Source organism: Microbacterium sp., assembly GCF_049661145.1.
Taxonomy (GTDB): Bacteria; Actinomycetota; Actinomycetes; order Actinomycetales; family Microbacteriaceae; genus Microbacterium.
Window position 1 is genome coordinate 1 of sequence record NZ_JBASZT010000256.1, and the last position, 23459, is coordinate 23459.

Annotated in this window: 19 protein-coding genes; 11 read left to right on the plus strand and 8 right to left on the minus strand. The window is 66.7% G+C overall.

Going from position 1 to position 23459, the window contains the following annotated elements; genetic code table 11:
• Positions 1 to 163: 163 nt before the first annotated feature.
• Together WBP48_RS10915 and WBP48_RS10920 are read right to left on the minus strand one after the other, a co-directional pair.
• Positions 164 to 2131 (minus strand): primary-amine oxidase, encoded by a 1968-nt coding sequence (locus WBP48_RS10915; protein WP_424440257.1) that lies wholly within the window; start codon positions 2129 to 2131, stop codon positions 164 to 166.
• Between the two features lie 287 nt (positions 2132 to 2418).
• Positions 2419 to 2703 carry a zinc-binding dehydrogenase gene (locus WBP48_RS10920; protein WP_424440260.1) on the minus strand — a complete coding sequence of 95 codons (285 nt, stop codon included), beginning with the start codon at positions 2701 to 2703 and terminating at the stop codon, positions 2419 to 2421.
• Between the two features lie 149 nt (positions 2704 to 2852).
• On the opposite strand from WBP48_RS10920, the gene WBP48_RS10925 reads away from it, so the two are divergent.
• Positions 2853 to 3743: an RES domain-containing protein gene (locus WBP48_RS10925; protein ID WP_424440263.1), complete on the plus strand. Its 891-nt coding sequence runs from the start codon at positions 2853 to 2855 to the stop codon at positions 3741 to 3743.
• A gap of 120 nt (positions 3744 to 3863) precedes the next feature.
• On the opposite strand, the gene WBP48_RS10930 is transcribed toward WBP48_RS10925, so the two are convergent.
• Entirely contained in the window at positions 3864 to 4964 is a 1101-nt protein-coding gene (locus tag WBP48_RS10930; protein ID WP_424440266.1) for an alcohol dehydrogenase catalytic domain-containing protein, read from the minus strand.
• Between the two features lie 54 nt (positions 4965 to 5018).
• A complete protein-coding gene (locus WBP48_RS10935) occupies positions 5019 to 5684 on the minus strand; it encodes a TetR/AcrR family transcriptional regulator (RefSeq protein WP_424440269.1) in 666 nt (221 codons plus the stop codon).
• 177 nt (positions 5685 to 5861) lie between these two features.
• On the opposite strand from WBP48_RS10935, the gene WBP48_RS10940 reads away from it, so the two are divergent.
• The 7 genes from WBP48_RS10940 to WBP48_RS10970 all read left to right on the plus strand — a co-directional run bounded on the left by WBP48_RS10940 (position 5862) and on the right by WBP48_RS10970 (position 14569).
• Positions 5862 to 6308: a DUF3237 family protein gene (locus WBP48_RS10940; RefSeq protein ID WP_424440272.1), complete on the plus strand. Its 447-nt coding sequence runs from the start codon at positions 5862 to 5864 to the stop codon at positions 6306 to 6308.
• Positions 6309 to 6343: 35 nt separating this feature from the next.
• A complete protein-coding gene (locus tag WBP48_RS10945) occupies positions 6344 to 7906 on the plus strand; it encodes an ABC transporter substrate-binding protein (RefSeq protein WP_424440275.1) in 1563 nt (520 codons plus the stop codon).
• A gap of 54 nt (positions 7907 to 7960) precedes the next feature.
• The gene (locus WBP48_RS10950) at positions 7961 to 9391 is read left to right on the plus strand and encodes an amidase (protein WP_424440278.1); all 1431 of its coding nucleotides are present in this window, start codon (positions 7961 to 7963) and stop codon (positions 9389 to 9391) included.
• On the plus strand, positions 9391 to 10410 hold the full coding sequence (locus WBP48_RS10955) for an ABC transporter permease (protein WP_424440281.1): 1020 nt from the start codon (positions 9391 to 9393) through the stop codon (positions 10408 to 10410). The genes WBP48_RS10950 and WBP48_RS10955 overlap by 1 nt, the downstream gene beginning before the upstream one ends.
• A complete protein-coding gene (locus WBP48_RS10960) occupies positions 10403 to 12082 on the plus strand; it encodes a dipeptide/oligopeptide/nickel ABC transporter permease/ATP-binding protein (protein ID WP_424440284.1) in 1680 nt (559 codons plus the stop codon). The genes WBP48_RS10955 and WBP48_RS10960 overlap by 8 nt, the downstream gene beginning before the upstream one ends.
• Positions 12079 to 12876 carry an ABC transporter ATP-binding protein gene (locus tag WBP48_RS10965; protein WP_424440287.1) on the plus strand — a complete coding sequence of 266 codons (798 nt, stop codon included), beginning with the start codon at positions 12079 to 12081 and terminating at the stop codon, positions 12874 to 12876. The genes WBP48_RS10960 and WBP48_RS10965 overlap by 4 nt, the downstream gene beginning before the upstream one ends.
• A 67-nt stretch (positions 12877 to 12943) precedes the next feature.
• Positions 12944 to 14569 carry an amidohydrolase gene (locus tag WBP48_RS10970; RefSeq protein WP_424440290.1) on the plus strand — a complete coding sequence of 542 codons (1626 nt, stop codon included), beginning with the start codon at positions 12944 to 12946 and terminating at the stop codon, positions 14567 to 14569.
• 130 nt (positions 14570 to 14699) lie between these two features.
• On the opposite strand, the gene WBP48_RS10975 is transcribed toward WBP48_RS10970, so the two are convergent.
• Positions 14700 to 17561, minus strand: a complete 2862-nt coding sequence (locus tag WBP48_RS10975; protein ID WP_424440293.1) for an AAA family ATPase — start codon at positions 17559 to 17561, stop codon at positions 14700 to 14702.
• A 230-nt stretch (positions 17562 to 17791) separates the two neighbouring features.
• Positions 17792 to 18577 (minus strand): hypothetical protein, encoded by a 786-nt coding sequence (locus tag WBP48_RS10980; protein WP_424440296.1) that lies wholly within the window; start codon positions 18575 to 18577, stop codon positions 17792 to 17794.
• A 439-nt stretch (positions 18578 to 19016) separates the two neighbouring features.
• Between WBP48_RS10980 and WBP48_RS10985 the strand changes: the two genes are divergently transcribed.
• A complete protein-coding gene (locus WBP48_RS10985) occupies positions 19017 to 21986 on the plus strand; it encodes an AAA family ATPase (RefSeq protein WP_424440299.1) in 2970 nt (989 codons plus the stop codon).
• Here WBP48_RS10985 and WBP48_RS10990 read toward each other — a convergent pair.
• On the minus strand, positions 21976 to 22290 hold the full coding sequence (locus tag WBP48_RS10990) for a hypothetical protein (protein WP_424440302.1): 315 nt from the start codon (positions 22288 to 22290) through the stop codon (positions 21976 to 21978). The two genes, WBP48_RS10985 and WBP48_RS10990, sit on opposite strands and share 11 nt — an antisense overlap.
• Positions 22291 to 22470: 180 nt before the next feature.
• Between WBP48_RS10990 and WBP48_RS10995 the strand changes: the two genes are divergently transcribed.
• Both WBP48_RS10995 and WBP48_RS11000 read left to right on the plus strand, forming a co-directional pair.
• The gene (locus tag WBP48_RS10995; protein ID WP_424440304.1) at positions 22471 to 22632 is read left to right on the plus strand and encodes a hypothetical protein; all 162 of its coding nucleotides are present in this window, start codon (positions 22471 to 22473) and stop codon (positions 22630 to 22632) included.
• 109 nt (positions 22633 to 22741) lie between these two features.
• Positions 22742 to 23176: a hypothetical protein gene (locus tag WBP48_RS11000; RefSeq protein ID WP_424440307.1), complete on the plus strand. Its 435-nt coding sequence runs from the start codon at positions 22742 to 22744 to the stop codon at positions 23174 to 23176.
• A 22-nt stretch (positions 23177 to 23198) separates the two neighbouring features.
• On the opposite strand, the gene WBP48_RS11005 is transcribed toward WBP48_RS11000, so the two are convergent.
• Entirely contained in the window at positions 23199 to 23414 is a 216-nt protein-coding gene (locus WBP48_RS11005) for a hypothetical protein (RefSeq protein ID WP_424440310.1), read from the minus strand.
• Positions 23415 to 23459: the final 45 nt, after the last annotated feature.

A 23459-nucleotide genomic window follows, 5' to 3' on the forward strand; every position in this document is an offset into this window, starting at 1 on the left:
GACCGGAGCGGAGAGCGTTCCGGTCGCCATGACGCCGACCATCGCGACGATCATCGCGATCGTGGAGACGCCAACTGCGGCGCGTGAGCGTGCCGGACCGACGAACGCGCAACACGACGCCAGGAGCGTCAGTGTGAGCGATGTCGCGGCCAGCATCGAAGGCTCAGTGGTGCGCGCAGCAGGAGCCGTCATGCGCCGACCCGGTCTCGCCGCGGTGGGCGTGCGACATCGTCGAAGCGGGGACGTCGAGCGTGGGGTTGCGGTCGAAGAAGCCGTGCGGCTTCATCGTGAACCCCGCGTAGTCCACGGGCATGATGGGCCAGTCCTCCGTCCTCGGGAAGTGAGTGAGACCGAACGTGTGCCATAGCACGACGTCGGCATCCTCGAGCGACCGGTCGCCCGCGGCGTACGCGGGGAGACCCGCGCCGCCCGGATGCTGGTTGACGATACGTCCCGCAGCCCACAGCTCATCGCGGTCGTAGCTGGTGACCCACAGGTGCTTCGTCGCGAAGTCCGCGCGGCGCTGTGCCGACGAGCCGTCCGCCGCCATGAGCACGGGCTGACCCTCGGGATAGAGCACGTACGAGGGTGCCTCGCCGAGCCGGTTCTTCGTCTCGGCGTTCGAGACGCGCCAGACGCGGCCGGTTCCGGGCGAGGCGAGTCGTTGCGCCCGCGCCTCGGAGGTCAGCCTTGTCGCGCGCCGGGTGAGTGCGTTGCCCCACGGATTATCGGGGCTGACCGGCATGCGCACCGCGTCGACCTCGTCGACGTTGTTCGCGACGCCGTCGACCGTCATGTCGAGGCGGGCGCAGAACAGGTGCTGGTGGAACGGGGCGCCCAGGCCCGGTGCGAGTTGGCTCGCGTGCGGATCGTCGTTGCCGCTGACGCCGGACGTGAAGACGATGCCCGTCGCCTTGCCCTCGAGCTGGATGGTGCCGTCTAGGTAGAGGTACCAGTAGAAGCCGTAGTCGTAGTTGCCCACGGTGACGAAGAACGATACGACGAGACGGCGCTGACGTCGAGTCTCATGAGTGCCCGCAAAGGAATCCGTGTGTTTCCAGAGGATCCCGTAGTCCTCCTCGTGGATGCAGATGGCGTTCTTGATCGTGCGCGGCGTGCCGAGGTCGTCGACGACCGTCGCGTCCAGGTAGGTGATCTCACCGAGGCAGTCGCAGCCGAGCTCCAGCGTGTTGGCGAGGCGCCCGAACTGGTATTCGCCGACGTCGAAGTAGTTCTGCCATCCGTGCGTGGGGCCCGGCTCGCCATAAGGGACGACCATCTCGGACACCGATCCCCGGTACATGATGGGGCGGACCCGGTCGCCGTCGCGGAACGCCAGCTGGTGGAGCGTCAGACCCTCGCGTCCGTTGAATCCGATGCGCACAGACCAGTTCTGCCACGTCAGCAGATTGCCGTCGATCTGGAAGCTGACCCCCTCCGGCTGGGTGATCACGATTGGGCGGAGGTCGGTCCGCTCGGGGCCGCGCAGCGCGGGGTCGGTGTAATCGCCCGACTCGCGGGGGACGTCGCGGTGGTCCGTTTCGACGACACGCAGCACCTTCCCGGTGGAGAGATCGACGTGGGCCACGACGCCATCGATGGGGTGCGCCCACATCAGGTCGCTCGGGTGCTCTTGCCAGAAGGCGAGGACGCGCACGACGCGGACCCCCGCCTCATCCTCGTAACCGTAGACCCCCGCCGAGAGGGGCACCGTGCACACCCGATCGAGGTCGGTGATCCCGCGACGGGCGAGCGCGGCGACCCATTCCGGGTCGGCCTTGAGGATCGCATCGGGCCGGACGAAGTCCTCGTCGAGGGCCGGGCCCCAGCCGTCGGTACGCGGGTCGAGCTCACGGGAGTGGATGACGCGTCGACTGACGACGTCCACGAGCACATCCGTCAGGGTGTTCGCCGCGACATCCATGACGAGGGCTCCGACCTCTCGCGTGACGTCGTCTCCCGTGCGGAATGCGAGGACGCTTGCCTTCTCGGGCTCGCGCAGCACGACGTAGCCGTAGCGCGCGGACGGACCTGCGAGTCCTGCGGCCTCGACGGTCTCGCGGAACGCGTCGATCTCTGCCATGGACAGGGGGTCGAGGGGGTGGCCGATGATTTTAGTCGCCGATTGCATACTTAAAATGTAAAGGGGTCTGTGTTTCCGGGGGGTACCGTCGTGCGACGAACGTGTTACGTTCACGGGGTCACCGCGACCTTGAGCGCCTTCCGCGCGTCCATGAGCTCGTACGCGACGGCGATCTGAGCGAGCTGCACCGTCCGGTCGAAGACCCGGCCCGGGTCGACGACACTTTCCAGGACATCGGGCAGTAGGCGCTCGATATATGCGCGGGCAGGGGCTACTCCGCCCGTCAGGGTGAGATTTCGGCCGAAGAGGTGGTTCCATCCGGTCGGGATGAGGTGTTACTGCGGCACGCCCACGCGCGACAGCGTGCCGCCGGGGCGGACGACACCGCATGCCTGTTCGTACGCGGCGAAGTGACCAACGGCGTCCACTACCACGTCGGTGCCGAGCCCGTCGGTGAGGTCGAGCACGTGCGCGATGCCCGCGGCATCCCGCTCCTCGACGAAATCGGTCGCGCCGAACTCCTCGCCGAGCGCCGTGCGCGCCCCATGCCTGCCCATGAGGATGATCCGGCTCGCCCCGCGACGGGCAATGCTCGTGAGAGGCTCGTCGCGGGCGGTCATCGGTGCGGGCGTTGAGGTTTCCTCTGCGGGCGCCGCGGGCTGCGGTGAGCCCAGGCGTGGTCCGGGTTGCGATGTCTCGACGGGGTCGTGCTCGTCTGTCCGTGCACTGAGCAGTCGCGCTCTCGGCGCGGTGCTGTCATTATCCTGAGGTGCACGATCCGGACGCCTCATACATCACCTATCTCCAACGCCTGGACTTGGAGGAGTTCGCGACCCGAGTGCGGGCGTTCTGGGGAGATCCACCTGCGACGGAGGATGAAGTCTTCACCCGCTTCATGGAAGTTGTCGCGATTGGACGCAATGATCAGCCGGGCAATTCGTCTGCGTACTCGATTTCCACGGTGACCTATCCGGTCGGCCAGGCAATGTGGCGTGTGCGTAGGGTGCAGCACAAGGGCAACGGCACAGCGATTCCGGGGATGAACCGCGAGGCGGACCTGTGGGAAGCGCCCGCGCACGCCGTCCGGGCGCGTGGGCGACTCAACGACGTAGGCGAATCGGTGCTCTACGCCTCTGTGGGCGATCCTATCGTCGCGATGATTGAAGCGCGCGTGCCCAGGGGCGAGCGGTTCGCACTAATCCGATACAAGACAAATCGAGCGGTGACGCTCACATCCATCGCCGCCGATACTGCTCCCGATTGGCTGCCAGCTGAATTCGTCGAAGCACACTCAGCCGTGACAGCGTTCTATAGAGATGTCTTTGCCCGAGAGTTCGACGGTCAGAACGATCTGACCTATGTTCTGTCTCGTCGGGTGGCGAAGGACTGGTTTGACCTTCCCGACGCGGTCGTTGATGGCTGGAGCTTCCCCTCGATCGCGTACGAACGCGGCGTGAATGCCGCCTTTCGGCCCGCCCGCGCGCACGAGGTGCTAGAGGTGGGGGGCGTTGCCTACTGTGAAGCCGTCGACTCGGCCCTACTCGGACGAAGAATCAAGGCCTTCGGGTTCTCACCCGGCGCTGAGATGAACGAGTCGGACTTCCGCTGGTTCACCATGGGCAGCCTGTTCCAGACTTCCCAGTTCCCAGAGTTCCGGTAGCCGCCCTTGATGATCCTCAAACGGGCACTGCGCGGAGCAGGGACGAGGCGTGCGTGTCTGGGGCCGCTCCATTGAGGGTCCACTCCGGGCAACGCACTTTCGCGATCCGAGTTTGCGTGCTCACATGACGAGCACGCTGCGTCCTTTCGCGCCGGCACGCATGAGGTCGAACGCTGCGTTGACGTCGTCGAGTGCGAAGCGGTTGGTGATGAGTCGGTCGATGGGGAGTTTGCCGTCGAGGTATAGCTGGGCGAGCATCGGGAAGTCGCGCGCGGGAACGGTGGAGCCGTAGTTCGAGCCGATCAATGTCTTGCCTTCCTCGGCGAGCGCGAGCGCGTCGATCGGGACGGGACGTCCTTGCGGGGGGAGTCCCACGATGACCGCCGAGCCGCCGCGTTGGAGGGTTTCGGGCATCATCGCGATCGTCTCGGGGCGCCCGATTGCTTCGAAGGCGAAGTCGGCGCCCTCGGGGGTGATCTGTCGGACGAGGTCGGGGAGGTCGTGGCCGGATCTGACGGTGTGCGTCGCTCCGAAGGTGCGGGCGAGTTCGAGGGCCTCCTCGTTGAGGTCGGCGGCGATGATCGGGCTTGCGCCGGCGAGTGCGAGTCCCATGATGATGCTGAGGCCGACTCCTCCGGCACCGATCACGACAGCGGAGCGTCCGGGCTGGACCCGCGCGTCGTTGACGACTGCTCCGACGCCGGTCGCGATGGAGCAGCCTATGAGTGCCGCGACGTCGAAGGGGACGTCCTGGGGTACTCGTACCGCGGCCTGTTCGGCGACGACGATGTGCTCGCTCATTGATCCGACCGCGAGGTAGGGGTATGCGGCCTGGCCGTCGACGGCGGCCGGTGTTGTCCCGTCGGGCAGCAGGCATTCCTCCGATCGCGATCCGGTACATACCCAGGTGCGGCCTTGTCGGCAGCTCGTGCAGGTTCCGCACGGGTAGAACCAGGTCATGATGACGTGGTCGCCCACCTCGAGCGAGGTGACCCCGTCGCCTACCGCATCGATGATTCCGGCGCCTTCGTGGCCCATGATCGTTGGGGTTGGCATCTGCCAGTCGCCTTCGAGCACGTGCCGGTCGGATCCGCACACGCCCGACGCGCGGATGCGGATGCGGACCTCGCCGCGGCCGGGTTCGCGCAGTGCCACGTCCCGGACCTCAAGACGGTCGGATCCGGTGAACAGCGCACCGCGGGTAATCAGGGTGGACGTCATTGGGGGTCTCCAGGAGTCGGCATGAGTGAAAGGAGTGGTGAGAACGCGTGTCGGCTAGGAGGGCGTCGCGACGAGTGCGAGCGCGGCGAGGAAGAGTTCGAGCTGCTTGCCGAAGACCTCTTCGTAGTTGACGCGTCGCAGCTCAGTTTTGACTGCCTCGGCGTAGGGGTATGCGGATGGGTCGGAGGGTGTGTAGACCTGCAGCCAGTCGTCCTGATCCCGCCCGCTGCCCGTTGCGGACAGCCGGGTGGCTTGGGCCTGCGCGGCTCCAAGGACAAGGTTGGCGTACACCTGGTAGTAGATGACCGCTTCCCGTCCTCTCAGGCCGGACTGGTGTAGGGCTCGCAGCACGGCATCCACGGCTCGAAGTTCGTGGATACCGTTCGTGATGATGCCGAGCGCGAGGGATGCTGCGGCGGGGTGCGCGATGGCCACGTTCCACGCGCGCCAGGCAAGGTCCTCGAGGTCCGCACGCCAGTCGTCATGCGGTTCGTAGCCCCGCAGCGAGAGTCCGTCGAGGTGGTCGGCAATCGCCCTCAGCAGGTCGGCACGGCTCGCGAAGTGGCGGTAGACGGCGGTCGGGGACGATTCAAGCTCCCGCCCGAGCAGGGCGAAAGTCAGCGGAGACTCGCCCTCGCGATCGAGGAGCGCGAGGGACGCGGCGACGATCTCGTCGGGTGAGAGTGATCCGCGCTTGCGGCGTGCGCGAGGTTCGGTCACGGGGTTCCTTCCGGTCGCTTCCTATCGTCCACCCTGCCCGCTGGCCAGACGTTCCGATGCCGTTCCGGTGTTGTTACGAGTTAGTGAACAGCCTTGACTACAGCATTCACTATGTCGAATACTCTTCTCAACCCGGGCGCAGCGACGCGCCCGACAACTCTGAGACAGGACTCCGCCATGCGCCTCGAAGATCCACCCCAGCTCCGCTTCGCCTTCCGCATCGTCGCCGAAGTCGGCGACTACCTCCCGGTGCAGCAGCGCGACGCAGAGCTCCTCGAGTTCATCCCGATCACCGGCGGGCCCGTCACTGGTGACATCGCCGGCGCCATCATCCCGGGCGGCGGCGACTGGTGCCTGACCCGCTCCGACGACGCCTATCAGGTCGAGGCCCGATACCTGATCCGCACTGACCAGGGCGAGATCGTCGATGTCGTCAATGTCGGCATTCTCCGTCACCTCGAGGGCGGGACGGGACCGTCCTCGCAGATGGGGTACTTCCAGTCGACGCCGCGATTCCGCACCACGTCACCTCGCTTGCAGTGGCTGACTCGCTCCGTGTTCATCGGCCGCGCCCACGTGAACACCGACAACACCACGATCGACGTCTTCGAAGTCCTGAACTGACCCGAGCACCACACACCACGAGAGGCAACACCACCATGTCCCGACGACACCCGATCCTCGCGGCAGCGGCGATCACCATCACCGCCGGCCTCGCCGTCACCGGCTGCACTGCAGGTAGCGGCACACCCAGCGAGACCGGCACCGACACGATCCGCACGACGATCGACATCCCGGCATCCTTCGACCCAACACTCACCCAGTCGCTTCCCGACTATGTGCTCGCGCGGACCTCGTACGACACCCTCGTACGCAAGGACGAGTCCGGCCTGGTTCCCGGTCTCGCAACAGAGTGGACGACCACCCCGACTCAGGGGGTCTTCACGATCCGGGAGGGCGCGACCTGCGCCGATGGCACCGAGATCACTCCGACCGTCGTGAAGAACTCGCTCGACTACTTCGCCCGCCCGGGGAGTGGTTCGGTCGTTCCCGGTCAGGTCTTCGGCCCGGCCGCGTCCCCGACGATCACGGCGGATGACGAGGCGGGAACGGTGACCATCGATCTCGCCGATGCGTGGCCCGACATGCTCACCGGACTGTCGATCTCCTCGACCGGTATTATCTGCCCGACTGGGCTCGCCGACCCAGAGGGCCTCGCGGCCGGGACGGTCGAGGGCAGCGAGTCGGGCCCGTACGTGCTCGAGAGCTTCGAGCCCGGCGTCCGCTACAAGTACACCCTCCGCGACGACTACGACGCCTGGCCCGAGTGGACGAGCGACGTCACCGGCACCCCGGCGAAGAACCTCGAGTACGTCGTGTCCGCCGACTCGACCGCCACCGCGAACCTCGTCATCAGCGACCAGCTCGACATCGCCAAGATCCAGGCACAAACGATGGACCGCTTCGAGGGCATGGACGGGTACGAGGTCGCGGTGAACCGCTTCTCTGACTTCTATCTCATCTTCAACGAGCGAGACGGCAGCCCCTTCACCGATCAGACCACCCGCCTCGGTGTCGCCCAAGCGATCGACCGTGCCATGTTCGAAGAGGTCACCTCGCTCGGCACCGGCGAGATCGCAACCTCGCTCGCGTCCAGCAGCATCGCGTGCGTGCCCGCGGATAACTCGCTCATCCCTGAGCAGGACGTCGCCGGAGCCAGCGCTGCGCTCGACGGTGTGAAGATCCGGTTCGTTGCTCCGAACATCGTCGGGGCCGCCGGCGCCGGGAACGAGTACATCGCGGAAGCGCTTCGCGCCGCGGGCGCCGAGGTCGTGATCGAGAACACCGATGTGGGCACGTGGGTCGGGAAGGTCTTCGGCGAGCCGGATGCCTGGGACCTGACGCTGTTCGCCGACCTCAACTTCCTCGGCTCGCTGACCAGCCCCCTGACCTCGTTCGTCGGTCCGGTCGTGATGGAGGGCGGCGGAAACGTCGGCGCCGTCGCGAACGCCACCGCCGAGGAGCAGTTCGCAGCGTCCCTGACCGCCGCAGACGAGGAGGCCCGCTGCACCGCGCTGAACGGTGCGGTCGACGCGCTCATCGAGAACACCGACGTGTTCCCGCTGATCAACGACGCCTTCATCTACGTGCAGCGCCCGGGCTTCACCGTGCAGATGCTCGGAGGCTCGCTCGACGACCCGATCTTCCGCATCGCGGAATGACCTCCGCCCGGCGGCCGGCCAACCGGCCGCCGGGCCCCTACGACAGGACACCTCATGCTCGACCCCTTCATCTCCGCCACCGACCTGGCCCGCCTGATCCGCACCCGCGAGGTCTCCGCCGTCGAGACCGCACAGTTCTTCCTCCACCGCGTCGATGCCATCAACCCCGAGATCAACGCGATCGTCTGGATGGACCGCGACGACGTGCTGCGCCGAGCGGAGGCCGCCGACCAGCGCGTGGCATCCGGGCAGGCCCGCCCGTTCGAAGGCGTGCCGATGCCGATCAAGGACCTCACCCCCGTCAAGGGGCAGCCGTACACCGGCAGTTCGATGGCGATCGACCCCGACCCGGCCGAGGAGAACGAGGTCACTGTCGACCTCATCGAAGACGCCGGGTTCGTGCTGTTCGGACGCACCAACAGCCCCGAGTTCGGTCCCCTGACCGTCTCCGAGAACCGACGATGGGGCAAGACCCGCAACCCCTGGAACCCCGCGCACACCTCGGGCGGCTCATCCGGCGGCGCCTCGGCGGCCGTCGCCGCCGCGCTCGCCCCGATCGGCCACGCCTCCGATGGCGGAGGGTCGATTCGGGTGCCGTCGGCGGCGACCGGTCTCGTCGGTATCAAGCCGAGCCGCGGGCGTGTCCCCAGCGACGTGCGCGGCTGGGAGCAGTCCGTCACCGAGGGGGCGATCGCCCGCTCGATCGGCGACGCCGCCGCCGCCCTCGACGTGCTCGGAAAGCCCGACCTGCTCGGCTGGTACTCGGCACCCGCGCCGGCGCGCCCGTTCGTCGACGAGCTCACTGCCACCGGCCCGCGTCTGCGCATCGGTCTGCTCACGACCCCGCCCACGGGCGTCGACGTCGACCCGGAGTGCATCGCCGCGGCGGAGAAGCTCGCCCGCGCGCTCGAGCACGCGGGACACACCATCGTCCCCGCCGACCCGTTCCTCTACACGCCGGACGCCGTCCAGGGATTCGCCGACCTCGTCATCAGCGCATCGGTATGGGCGACCCCGTTCGATCACGCCAACGTGAACCGGCTCGACCCCTACATCCGCTACCGCTTCGAACGCGCCACCCGCTTCCACGCCGGCGAATACGTCCAGCTCGCCAACCGCCTCCAGTGGGAGACCCGCCAGGTCGTAGCCCAGTGGGGTGGAGCGTTCGACGTGCTGCTCACCCCGACGACCGCGTGCCCGACGCCGCTGGTCGGCCAGGTGTACGACGAGGCGAACGAGACCCCGGACGGTCCCCGTCTCACCGAACTGCGCACGATCTCGTTCACCAGCTTCGTCAACATCGCCGGGCTTCCCGCCGTCTCGCTCCCGGTGCACGCCGGCGCGAACGGGATGCCGCTCGGAGCACAGCTGATTGGGGGCCCGTTCGATGAGGCGACGCTCATCCGCCTCGCCGCCGAGGTCGAGCCCGCCTTCCAGTGGCAGCACAAGCACGCGCCGCTCGCCGAACACGTGCGGGTCGGCTGATGTCGACCGTGGAACTCACCGCCCTCGCGGACGCCCCCAAGCCCGGCATCCACCGGAGATTCGCGCGCAGCACCTGGGGCGCCTTCGCGCTGCGCCGTCTCGGCGGCCTCGCACTGTCGCTCGCGTTGCTCGTGCTGCTGACCTTCCTGATCGTGCCGCTGATCCCCGGCGACCCGGCCATCGCGATCCTCGGACCGGACGCGACTCCCGACGCGATCGCGGCGATGCACGAGAGGCTCAACCTCGACCTCCCGCTGTGGACGCAGTTCGGTCTGTATCTGCAGGGTCTGCTGACCTTCGACCTGGGCGACAGCTTCCGGTACGGCACCCCGGTCACGACGACGATCCTGACCAAGCTCCCTTACACCGCGACGATCGCGTTCGGGTCGATCGCCGTCGTGGTGCTCGTCGCGATCCCACTGGGCATGCTCATTGGCGTGCTCACCCGGGGCGGGCGCCGCTCGTGGCTCGCGACCGGGTTCGGTGCGGTCGCCGGGTTCCTGGCCTCATTCCCCGCCTACGTCGCAGCAACCCTGCTGATCATCGTCTTCGCGATCTGGCTGCACCTGCTGCCCGCAGGCGGCGCGACCGCCCCCGGATCGTTCGTGCTTCCCATCGCCGCCCTCGCGATCGGCCCCACGTTCGCAGTGGCGCGGGTCGTGCGACAGGAGACGTTCGGTGTGCTCGCACAGGACTACATCCGCACCGCACGCGGACGCCGCATTCGCGCAGCCGTCCTCTACCTTCGGCATGCGCTGCCGAACCTCATGGCATCCACGCTCACCCTCACCGGCCTCATCCTCGCCGGTCTCCTCGGTGGGGCGGTGATCATCGAGACGGTCTTCTCCCTCCCTGGGCTGGGCATGGAGATCGTGCAGGCGATCATCTACCGCGACTACCCGGTGATCCAAGGGGCGATCCTCACGATCGGCGCGATCGCCATCCTCATCAACCTGCTCATCGATGTGCTGCTCGGCGTCATCGACCCGAGGACCCTGGGAGGTCCGACCAATGACTGAGACCCGCCGCCGCTACCCGACCTCCCTCATCGCCGGCTTGGCGATGTTCGCCGCGCTGATCCTCGTCGGGATCCTCGCCCCGATCTTCCTCGCCGACGCAGCGAACACCATCAGCCCCGACACCCGCGCGCAGCCGTCCGCGGAGCACTGGTTCGGCACCGATGAGCTGGGGCGCGACATCCTCGCCCGCTCGCTCGTCGCCACCCGGCTGACACTGATCATGTCCGCGTCCGCCACCGCGATCGCCGTCGTCGCCGGTGTGCTGATCGGTGGAATGGTGTGGGTCGGCCCGCGCCGGTTGCGCGAGGCGGTGCTTCGCGTCATCGACTCGACCGTCGCGTTCCCCGCCCTTATCCTCGCGCTCGTGATCGCCGCGATCCTCGGCCCCGCCACGAGTTCCGCGATCATCGCGATCGGTATCGCCGGCATCCCTGGCTTCGCACGCATCACGTCGAACATGACCGCCACCATCGTGCACAAGGACTACGTGGGAACCGCGCGCCTGCTCGGCGTCCCGGGCTGGCGCCTGTTCACCCGCCACCTGCTGCCCAATATCGGCGGGCCGCTGCTCGTGCTCATCGCGTCCAGCTTCGCGCTGTCGCTGCTGGAGATCTCCAGCCTCTCGTTCGTCGGCCTCGGCGTGCAGAGCCCCGACTACGACTGGGGCCGCCTGCTCAACGAGGGTCTCCCTGCGATCTACTCACAGCCCCTCCAGGTGGTCGCGCCCTCGGCGATGCTCATCATCGCCGGTGTCGCGGCCATGCTCACCGGCGACGGGCTCGCCGCGCACATCGATCCCTACGGCCGCCAGGCGCGCCCCGCCCGCCGCGCAACCAAGCGCACCACGGCACCCTCGACCGCACCCGACGCGCTCGTCGAGGTCCGCGACCTCACCGTCACGACCGCTGCCGGGAAACCCATCGTCAAGGGCATCGACTTCGAGATCGCCCCCGGTGAGATCCTGGGCCTCGTCGGCGAATCCGGGTCGGGCAAGTCGATGACCGCGATGACCCTCGCCCGACTGCAGCCTGACAGTGTCTCCACTTCCGCCGGCCTGATCCGCCTGGGCGACCTCGATCTGCGATCCGGACGGCAGCGCTCACGCCTCGCCAAGGAGATCGGACTCGTCTTCCAAGACCCCGGCTCGACCTTCAACCCGGCGCTGCGGATGGGAACCCAACTCACCGAAGTCGCACGCGTCCACCTCGGCATGTCCAAGCGCACCGCCGACGCGACCCTGGTCGAAGCGCTGCGGAAGATGCGCATCCGCCACCCCGAAGACCGGATGGGGCAGCACCCCTTCCAACTGTCCGGGGGCATGCTGCAGCGGGCGATCATCGCGTCGTCACTGGTCACCGAACCGAAGCTCATCATCGCCGACGAACCCACGACCGCGCTCGACGTGACCGTGCAGGCCGAAGTGCTCCGCCACCTCAAGCAGATCAACCGGACGCAGGGAACCGCCATCCTGTTCATCTCCCACGACATCGGCGTGGTCGAAGCGCTCTGCGACCGCGTGCTCGTCATGCGCAACGGCGAGATCGTCGAGCAGCTCACCGGCGCGCAGCTCGCCGCACGGGACGTATCCCACCCATACACGCGTGCGCTCCTCGACGCCACACCAACGCTCGACACGTCCCGCCTCAGCCTGCCCGAAGGAGCGACCCCGTGAACACCAACGCCCCCCTGCTGCAGATCTCAGACCTCTACGTCACGCTCGGGCACGGGCTCCGTGCAGCCAGAGTGCTGAACAACGTCAGCATCTCCGTACCCCAGGGCAGCACCGTCGGGCTCGTCGGGGAGTCCGGCTCTGGCAAGTCGACGATCGCGAAGACCATCGTCGGCATTCACAACGCGGACAGCGGCTCGATCACCTTCGATGGAGTCGAACTCGTCGGAGCCGACCGGCGAACCCGGCACGATATCCGGCGCCGCGTGCAACTCATCCCGCAGGACCCGTACTCGTCCCTCGACCCGCGCCGGACCATCGGGCAGACCCTGGCCGAGGCGATCGACCCCCGGCGCGGGCGGGTGCGCCCCCACCGAGACCGGATCGTTCAGGCTCTGGGGGCCGTCGCACTCGACGCGAGCGCGACCGACCGCTACCCGCACGAGTTCTCCGGCGGCCAACGGCAGCGCATCGCGATCGCGCGCGCGCTCGTCACCGAACCCGAACTCATCATCGCCGACGAGATCACCTCAGCCCTCGACGTGTCGACCCAGGCAGAGATCCTCGCTCTCCTCGCCCGCCTACGCAAAGAGCTCGGCCTGACCATCCTCTTCATCTCGCACAACCTCGCGGTCGTGCACGACATCTGCGACGAAGTCGTCGTCCTCCTCCACGGCGACGTCGTGGAGGCAGCCCCCGTCACGCAGCTGTTTACTTCACCGACGACGGAGTACACACACCGACTCATCGCCTCCGTGCCGGGCGGCCCGGACTTCAGCCTCGAGATGGCGAGCTGATCGTGCGAACTCCGGCAGCGAACACCACCGCCGCGGACGCTCTGGCGCGCGAGCAGCAGGTGGCGGCGTGACCTCGACAATCTACAGCGGTGGCCGGATCTTCACGGCGGGGACCGATACGTGGGCGGAGGCACTCGTCGTCGACGGCGACACGATCGTGTTCGCCGGGGACGCCACAGCAGCCGCCGCGATCGCGGGGGCGGATGCCGACTCCGTCGACCTCGGCGGGCGACTGCTGGTCCCAGGCTTCACCGACGCGCACACCCACCTCATCGCGATGGGAGAGGCGCTGAGCAAGGTCGGACTCACCGACGCACGCAACCTCGCGACGATCCAACAGCGATTGCGTCAGGCACGCGCGACCCAACCGAAACCCACGCGGCTGCTCGGCCGGGGCTGGCTATTCGACTCCGTGCCCGACGGCACCCCGACCGCGGCGATGCTCGACGAGGCCGTGCCCGACGTGCCGGTCTACCTCGACGCGAATGACTACCACTCCTGCTGGGTGAACTCCGCCGCCCTGGTCGAACTCGGCATCACGCGCGACACACCCGACCCGCACGGCGGGAGCATCGGCCGCGATGCCGACGGCGAGCCGAACGGCATGCTGTACGAGACCGCCGCCCACGCCCACGCGTGGGCATTCCTCGCCGACGCGACCAGCGACGCCGACCGCGATGCCGCGGTCGAGCGCACCCTCGCCGCATACTCCGCCGCCGGTGTGACCGGCGCAGTCGACATGGCGTTCGACGAACTCGGCCTGGCAGCCCTCCAGCGCGCGTCGGAACGGCGCGGCGGCGTGCTGCCGATCCGCATCGCCGCGCACTGGTTCATCGAGAACACCGGCGACGACGACGCGAACCTCGCGCAGGTTTCCCGCGCCACCGAGCTCGCGCGCACCGTGCGGTCGCCATGGCTGCGGATCGTCGGCATCAAACTTGTCGTCGACGGGGTCATCGACGCCTGCACCGCCGCGATGCGGCATCCCTACGCCGACGGCACGAACGCCCAGCCGATCTGGTCACTCACCGCCATCACCCCGGTGGTCACCGCCGCGGACGCAGCTGGTCTCCAGATCGCACTCCACGCGATCGGGGACCTCGCCAGCGACATCGCCCTCGACGCGCTGGAACACGCCGTGCAGGCGAACGGCGACCTTCAGCGTCGACACCGAATCGAGCACCTCGAATACGCAGCCCCCGGGACCGCGGAGCGGATGGCGCGGCTCGGGGTCACCGCATCGATGCAGCCCGTGCACGCCGACCCCGCGATCTTCGACAACTGGGCGGCCATGCTCGGTGATGACCGCGTCGATCGCGCATTTGCGTGGCCCGAGTACGTGGAGGCCGGGGCACTCCTCGCGTTCTCCACGGATGCGCCCACAGCGCCACACCATGCGCTCGACAACCTATATATCGCCGCGACGCGACGCTCGGCGCTCGATGCCTCCGCTCCGCCAATCCACCCCCGGTACGCGCTCCCACTCGATGAGGCGCTCCGGCATGCGACCCGGGATGCCGCAACCTCCGTCGGCGAGGAGAACACGCGCGGACGTCTCGAGACGAACCTCGCCGCAGACTTCGCCGTCATCGACGCCGACCCATTCACGCAGGGAGTGGAGTCGCTGCTGTCCGCGCAAATCGTCCGCACCGTCGTCGCTGGAATGGTGCAACACGACACAGGCGTCCTCTGACGAGAACGGTGGCACGAGTCGAAGTTCCCCAGCAAGGCAGTCGGCAAGCGACGTCGTCGGAGGCGCTCCTACCATCCGCAACCGTGCGATGCGCGGTAGGGCGATGTGGCGGGCGACGCCTAGCATCAGCTCACGAGGGGTTTCCGCGATGAATCCCCTTCGGGGAGATCCCCAACACGTCGTAGGAGCGCGAGCCGCGAAGCATTTTCCCCAGCGGAGACTCCAAGTCGGTGAAGTGAAGACGGTCATCGCGACCAAACCCAAGCAGGGGACCAAGGACTGCATCCGCAAAGCCATCGTGTCGACGAACGACCTCTGCTCCGGCATGTGTCTCGAACTCGGCCGGGACTGGAGCGCCCCACTCGCGGTTGGAGCGGGCGGGATTCGTCTCCTCCAGCACGACGACCTCGCCCTTGCCGTCGTCTACCTCCAGAACTGTTGCGAACCAACTACCGAAGTCGGTGCGGAACGCCGGCTCCTTGTGTTCGGCAAAGCTAATCATCAGTGACCGTCGCCTCGGCGGATGGTCGACAAGTCCAGCGGCGGATAAGGCGTCAGCGATCGCCCAAACGCGTTCCCGTTCTCGCCTGATCTCCCCTTGGATCAGGTTTGCTTTCGCAGGAACGAGGACGGAACGCAGACCTGAGTTGAAGGACCGGCCTACCTTGTCTATCGATTCGAGCAGAGTGGTCATCGGGTGCTCGATTGATCCGGTGCTTCGGAAGTGTGACGTCGTCCGCAATATGCGCTCCTGTCCGTGCAGGTACCCATCTGCTCGTAGACGCACCTCGAAGAGCGGATCTCTCGGCGAGACGATCAACTCCGAGGGAAGTTGTCGAGTTCGTGCGCTTGAATCCGTGGACAGTTCATATGTCGTCCATCTCTCAGGTGCGCCCTGTCCGTCGAGCAGGTAGCGGCGCCCTCCTAAGCCCAAGACTTCCAGTTCTTCGTGCGTGCTGACCTGCCGCAAGGCGCCTGCACAGGCGACTAGCAGGTCAAGGTAATCGGCGATGTCCGCAGCATTCGCAACAGTCGTACTGACGAGCTTCAGTTCGCTGGCAGCAACACCCTCGCGATAGGTCCCGTATCTGATGCGCGCCTGCGGGAGGGGAACCAACCGCTCAACGTCAACGTACGGCGAGGTTACGGAGAACGTCTCGAGTTTGTCTACCGCGGCATCACGCTGCTCCCACGTTGAAAACTTCGCAGTGAAGCTCACAGGCTGTTCGTCCACGATGATCGTCGCGCCGAGAGCAGGAGTGTCCGACTCCATGCGGAATGTCTTCGGATCGCGTAGAGCCGCCACGTTTTCCTTGTGATCGAGCAACGTCGCTCGCCCCAGCGAAATTACCGCGCGATCGAAACCCGGAAGCTGCGGCCGTATGTGTCGAGTGAACGCGTGACTCGCAAAGCCAGGGCGTGGAGTCGCGTGGAAGCGGAGGTAGATCTCGCCTAGCAATGTTGCGTACTCGATCGCATTAGGAATCGTGGCCCGGATGAGCCTGGTGTCCTCGAGTTCCACCGCTTTGATCAGTCCCCACCGCTCGAGCGACTCAATCGCCTCTAGTGGATCGATTTGGATCTTTGCGCGCGCTTCGGCGTACCTCAGTACCTCTGGAATCCCCACGAACCCGCGCCATTGACCATCAGGTTCCATCACTTCAAGAAGCGCCCACAACACCGCGATCGACGCGTCGGTCATTGCGAGCACAGAGCTGAGGTCATCCCCATCAGGCCGCACGGAGCATCGCGAGAGAAGAGCAGCCGATGGCGGCAACCACTCAGGAACTATCTCCTCGCTCTCGAGTGCTTCCGTCAGCGCTACAAGCGCCTCTCTAGCAACGTATGAGCGTTGAGTGATATCGAGCACCCGGCGCCAGATGAAGTCTCGCCGACGATCGTGAAACCAGAGCCGCCCATCGGCACGCTGAACGAATACTCCGAGATCAACAAGACTCCTGCGCGTGAGACCCCATTGGAGGGGGTCCTGACCCAAGTGGGCAGCGACGAACTCGTCCGGAGGTGGGTCGATGAACGCGGACAGCCGAACCACGATGTGCTGGATCGGCAAGGAGACACGCGACCACGTATCCCGCATGAGCGCATCGAAGCCGTCTGGCGCGTTGATCTCGTCGAGGGACCCACCGTGCGCTACGGCTCGTACAGCATCGTCGACGAAGAAGGGGTAGCCGCTGGACAGTCGGGCGATTGCGTCCCATTGCGACCGTGGAACCCTAGCCTGCCCTAGCCACTCATCGATCGCGGCACGGGAAAGTGCCTGCAAGCTGTGAGACCCTGCTCCGCGAGATTGGGTAAGTCGCACAACTTCGTCACCCTCTGCGTGGTGCGGAGTCACGCAAACAATGAGGCGGACGTCGCCTGACAACGCCGACGCCAGTTCAGCGAGCAAGCGATGATCAGGCGGGCTAAGCCTCTCTGCGTTGTCTAAGCGGATGACGACAGGCCGTTGCGTTGTCTCGCTGAGCTCCGCTAACAAGCCGCAGAGTTCCTGCGCTAGATCCGTAGCCCGAATTGATGAAAGGCGATCGTCAAGACCGAGCGCGCCACCCTTGAGCGCATCGCCCAGTACCGCTCTTCCTAGAGATACAGCTTCCTTGCCTAGCTTCGACTCCAGCAGCTCGACGGCGCTACTGACGACCGCAGCACCGATCTCTCTGCCAGTCACGCGGCCTGCCCGCCGGGCGATCGCGTTGATGACCGTCCACGCATGCCTCGACTGCGAGTCGTCACGAAGAAATGTCGCGATGCAATCACTTATCCCGTCGGCGATCGCATTTTGCAGCGCGCCTTCGACGGACTTCAACACGATCGGTCGGCTGATGAGAGCGTGGGATGGCCAGTACTCGTCCAACGTTGACAAGAACGCAGACTTGCCAATGCCGGAGTCTCCGATGATGAGGCTCAATCGTTCCGTCAGTGCGAGCACGGCTTCGTGGTCCGAGTCCCGCCCATACTGCCGAATCTGATCCATTCCCACATTCTGGATCTTCCAGGGACGCCGCACGCTACGGCACGCAGCGAGTCATCCTGTCTTCGGCCGTGACGGCGCTGAGTCCTCAACTCGCTCGGAATCTCCCTGCGTCGAGCTGGGCGCAGCCGCAGGGAGTCCCCGCACCGATGTGCTTCTTCGGTGAGCTACCCCGTCCCGTCCGGCGCGTAGACCAGCCCGTAGGCCGGCGCTCTCTCGCACTCAACCCGTCGTCAATCAGATTCACGGACCAGGAGCACCCCTTGCGCCGGGTGGTGGATCATCTCCGAGATCGCAGCCGTGGTGATCACGTACCCGATGTCGGCATCGTCGCGGATGCGTCCGCTGTAGATCCCCAGTAGCTCGTACGGCTGAGTCTGCGATCCGATCGAGAGTGTCCCCTGCTCATTGATCAAGGGAGCACCCTCCGAATAGAAGATCACGGGCGCCCCCGAAAGGCCACTACGCGTGCGACTGTCGATGAGAAAGCGGGGGAGGTCCCCATTGATGGGTAGACCGGGCGTGCTGGCTAGGATGCCGCTGACCGCGACTGGAAGTCCCTCGACCCCGCCGTGAAACCGAAGCGGATATCCAAGGACGATTACGGGCGCTGGTACCCGAATTTGGACAGGGGCACCCGAGGCGTACATTCGGCCCGTGGCCGTACTCGTGAAGAGGCCGTGCGGCCACGGCAGTCCTACGAGATCGAGCCGATGGGCATAGGTCGGATGCTCGACCCACAGTTCGTTTCTGTCGTCGTCGAACAGGTTGAGATCCACCGAGACGGTCTGCACCAGTTCGTTGATCGACGACACTCGAATCCTCGTCGGCTGACGGCCCTGAGGGTCCTTGTATGCGTTTGTTTCGGGCTCGCGCCCTACTACTACGTGTCGGTTCGAAACCAACATCCTTCCGGATGGGCCCTCGACGATGAATCCTGTCCCCGACCCGACCCGGTCTTCACCTGCAAAGACCTCGATGTACATCGCGTGGGTGAGCAAGGGGGAGATGAGCAACATGCTGGCCTTCGCGGTGGAGTGTGGGTGGCCTGCCAGGGTATCGTCCGGCATCGGCTGAAGAACTTCGAGCGCTTCGCCGAGTCTCCCGAGTTGTCGCTCTGCACGCTGATGGCGGTTGCGGCTAGCGACGGAACTCGCTGGCTGGTGAACGCAAGCCGGTCCTCTTGCGTCCGCGCAGTAGTTGTCTGGTGAGTAGATCGGACGAGCTTGCCGCGGTGTCTCAGATGACCTGTTCGGTCGAAGTCGCAAGAGCGGTGCGCCAAACGCGCGCCAGCTGACGCCTCAGACACCTCGCTCGCCGACGTCACTGTCGCGGTCACTCCTCTTCGGAACCCGCCTCGAGCTCGCTGACGTCGGCCAGCAACGAAACCAGCAATGCACGCAGGCACTTTCTGTGTATCCGTGGCGTGGATATGCGGATCAAGCGTATGGTGGGCGCATGCGCGGCGGGCTGGAGCGCTGGAAGCGCGGGGTTGAATCGCACGGGGTGCGGTCGGCGATGGCGTATGCACTGGAGGGCTCGTGTGATGCGTCGATGCGCCTCTCGAGCGGCGTGGAGGCCCTCGCTACCTACAGCGAGTCCGCGGAACGCACCGTCACCAGGTTCACGGTGACGGACGGCTCAATAACCTCCGACGAGCTCACTCGCGAGCAGTTGACTCAGTGGGTGGGCGGGTTCGATCCGGAGTCGGGGGCGCGGCGTGGGCGTGACTTGTCGTCGCCGCAGGCGGACCTGCTTCTGGACGGGACGATCAATGCGCCGAAGTCGTTCAGCCTGGTCGCGCTGCTGCATGAGGATTTGGCGGCGGAGTTCGAGGCGTTGCAGGACCGCCTTCGAGAGCGCGTGATCCGGATCTGGCAGCGCGAGCTGAACGCGCGCCGCGGCGCCGGCGGGCGGTTCCGTGAGGGCATCCACCGACTGGAGGTGGTCGAGCTGCAGCACCGGCGCTCGCGTGCCCTGGATCCCCACATCCATCGGCATCTGTGGCTGAGTGTGAAGGTGCAGGGGCGAGATGGCGCGTGGTCGAATGTCGACTCCCGGGTCGCCATGAAGCTGCACACGTTGATCAACGCGGAGGGTGAGCTCGCGGCGCGCACCGACCCTGAGTGGGTGAGCGCATTGGCGCGGCACGGCTACACGCTCAATGCGGCGGGTGAGGTCGCGGAGGTCGCGCACGCGGTGCGGCCGTTGTCGCGGCGGGCGAATCAGATTGAGGCCAACCGTGCGGTGAAGCTGGCCGGGTGGCGTGCGGCGCATCCTGGTCAGGAGCCGGACTGGGAGGTGCTGCGGCAGATCGACCGGTTCGCTTGGTCGAAGGACCGGCCGGCGAAACCGCGGGTCGTCGACGAGGATGACTGGGCCCAACTCATCCGCGATGAGATCGCGGCGATCGACCCGATGTTGATCGAGGACGCTCGGCGTGCCGTGGGGGAGACCGTCCTGGCGGGACTGGATCGTGAGTTGCTGATGATGATGGCGCTCGTGGATGCGGACCAGCGTTCGTCTGCGTCGGGCGGCCGCTTCAGCATGGTCGATGTCCGCGCCGGTGCTACGCGCGCTGTTGCCGCCTCTGGGATCGTTGCGACTCGAGACGCACTGCAACCGCTGATCGACGACGTCGTTGCGGGCGCACTTACGGAGGTCGTCGACCTGCTGGGCGCGGACCCGGATCGCCCGCAGCATGTGAAGGCGTTCATGGCTCGCCACGTCGCCGAGCTGAAGGTCGAGTTGGCGGCGCGGTTCGACCGGCTGAACGTGGCCGGTACCGACCTCACCTCCGACGTGGTCGGCATGGTCGCGGACACGGTCGGCACCGATGCCCTCGATGAGGGGCAGGTCGACGCCGCGCGGGTTATCGCCGGCACCAACCGGCTGGTGACAGTGACCGGGCCTGCGGGGGCAGGGAAGACGACGATGCTCCGCGTTGCCGGTGAAGCGCTGCGACTGCAGAGTCGTCGCATGGTGGTCGTCGCTCCCACGAAGAAGGCTGCCTCGGTCGCCGCCCGTGAGGTCGGCGTGACCGCCTCCAGCCTCCACGCGTTGCTCGCCGACTACGGCTGGCGGTGGGGGTATGACGACGCCGGCATGGAGCAGTGGACGCGGGCATCCGTCGGCGATGTCGAAGAGATGGGGGTCTACGCGGGGCCGCGCCGGTACCCGTTGCGACCGGGGGATCGGATCGTGATCGACGAGGCGGGCATGGTCGACCTGCACGCGGCGCGCGCACTCGCAATCGTGGCCGAGGAGACCGGCGCACAACTGGCGATGGTGGGCGATCACCTGCAAGCACTCCCGGTCGGGCACTCGGGGGCGATGGGGTGCATGGCCCGCCGCAGCGGCGCGGTGGTGGAGCTGCAGGCTATTCACCGGTTCCGAGATCCCGAGTACGCGGCCCTCACACTCCGGCTTCGGGAGCCGGTTTCGCGCGCGGATGCTGTCCTGGTTGCGCAGCAGCTCGAGGCGCGCGGCGAAGTGCACGCCGTCACCCATGCCGGCGCGGCACGGCAGATGATGGTGGACCGCTACTTCCAAGCGACGGACACGCACCAGCGCATCGCACTCGTGACAGCCACCAACGACGAAGCTGACGCCATCAACGACGCCATCCAACAGCGGCGCCTCGACCGCGGCGAACTCACCCTGGACTCGATCGCGGTCGGCATGGACGAACAACGCATCCTCGTCGGCGACACCGTACAGACCCGCCGCAACGACACCACCTTCGACGTCGAGAACCGCGCCATCTGGACCGTCGCCGCCATCGACGCGACGACTCTGACGCTGCAGAACCCGACAGATCCTCTCGATATCCGCATCGTCACACCGGACTACGCCGCCGATCACCTCCACCTCGCCTACGCGTCAACCGTGCACGGCGTCCAGGGCGAGACCACGGACCTCGGCGTCGTCGGCCCCGGCGTCGGAGCGGCCGGTCTATACGTCGGGATGACCCGCGGACGCCACCACAACGAGGCGATCGTTCTGGTCCCACCCCACCAGACTCCGATAGAAGTCCTCGCCGACGTGATGATGCGAGGCACTCCCGAGATCACCCTCGACGACTCCCAACGTGCCGCCTGCACCGAGCTGGAGCGCGCGGCCCGCGATCCCGTCGAGAGCGAACTCGCCCACCTGGACATCTGGATCCGCGACGCCACGGCCGCCCTCGCCGCCGCCGACGCCCGCACCGCCTCCGCCGATGCCCTCAGCGACGCCCGCACTGCCGACTCGGCGACACCGGATGCAGCGGACAGGGAGGCGCTGCGTGTGCTGCTGTCGACCCGGCACGAGGCGGGGGAAGTCCTGCGCGCTCGCTTGCGAACCCCGGCACCCATCGCGTCGGAGCCACCGCCACCCGCAGTGAGCGTGGCGCCGACGCCCAGCCGCAACCGGGGGCTCAGCCGGTAGGCGCGTCCCTCACGGCGCCGCGCCACACCCAGCAGCGTTGCTCCTGATCCTCGACGAGGAATCTGATCGCGACGGCGCGGTCGGTCCACCTGCAGGCCTCGGCGTCGACCTCCGCGGACGCCGGCCCGAACCGCACCCAGGCCCGCACCCTCGACGGCTGCGGATCGATGGTCACCGGCGTCCGATCCAACTGCAACTCCTCGGCCGTCAGCGTCTGCAGGGGCCCGGAATGAGCGATGCGGCCGAGTATGCGCTTGTCCATGTCGCGGTCGACCGAGGCGGCATACCTGCGACTCGTCCCCATCTCCCACGCTCCGATCTCGCCCCGCCCAGAGCCGCTCCGAGCACTATCGAGCGTAGAAGTAATGTTCTACACTCGGATGCCATGGTTCAAGTGCATGTAGAACACGATCTCGCCTTATGGATGGACGACGACATCCCGACTCGGATGTTCTATGCCGGCCGACGTTGGCAAGTCACCGACATGCCAACTCGGATCCGCGACAGCGTCTGGGCCACGGAACCGAACACCGGCCGCGGGTTCTACGGGTGGCGATTCCAGGCGACGGACGAGAAGGGGGAGAGCTTCGTATTCGACGTGTACCCGGGCGCGGAAGGCTGGCACGTCCACCACTGCTACGCGTGAGAGAGTCGCCACGTAGCCCTGCGATCGAGCGATGCGGACTCGCGGGGCGGGAGCGCAGAGGTGACTGTGAGTTCGGTCGGGCCGCCGCCGGCCTCGATAGGTTGGCCGCGTGAAGAACCCACGTCCCCTGTTGGCCTTGAGCATCGCGGGTGTGTCGCTCGTCGCCCTGACCGGATGTTCGATCAACGCGCTGGTGTGGGGGCCCGATGGTGCACGCGTGGTCGACACCACCGAGCAGTTAATCGCCGCCGCTGATGTGGGCGGTCAAGACGCCTTTGCCTGCAGAGATTCTGCGGCCGTGTTCGGTGACGCGGGAGTGTGGGAAGGGCTCAGCGCGGGTGAGCCGGAGCAGTCCGACCCGGAGACGTCCGTCGATGCGCCAGGGGTGGACGCGACTTGGAGAATCAACCTCGAGGGCCTGTCGGCGAGTGCGCTTTCCGGTGAGGAGGTCCCGACGGATGTCTTCTATCGGGAGACCGAGACCGGCGTGTGCGTGGCTGACGTCATCTGGCAGACGATCGAAGTGCATTGGGCCCCTCGCTGATCAACGCGAACTCGCCGACATCTCAGGCGGGAAAGTAGTCGGTGGGGGCGGTGGTGGCGCCGAGGATGACGGCGATGACGGTGCCGATGGTCAGCAGTGCGCCGCTGGTGATGGTGTGGCGCAGCGCCGCTCGGGGGTGGAGGGTGATGACGGCCGTGAGGGCCGCGATGAGTTGGACGGCGAGTGCGAGGCAGATGAGCGCGAGGACGACGGCTGCGGCGCTCACGGGGATGTTCATGGGGTCCTTCTTCGGTGTTCGTCACGGTGGCAGGTGGTCGCCGGT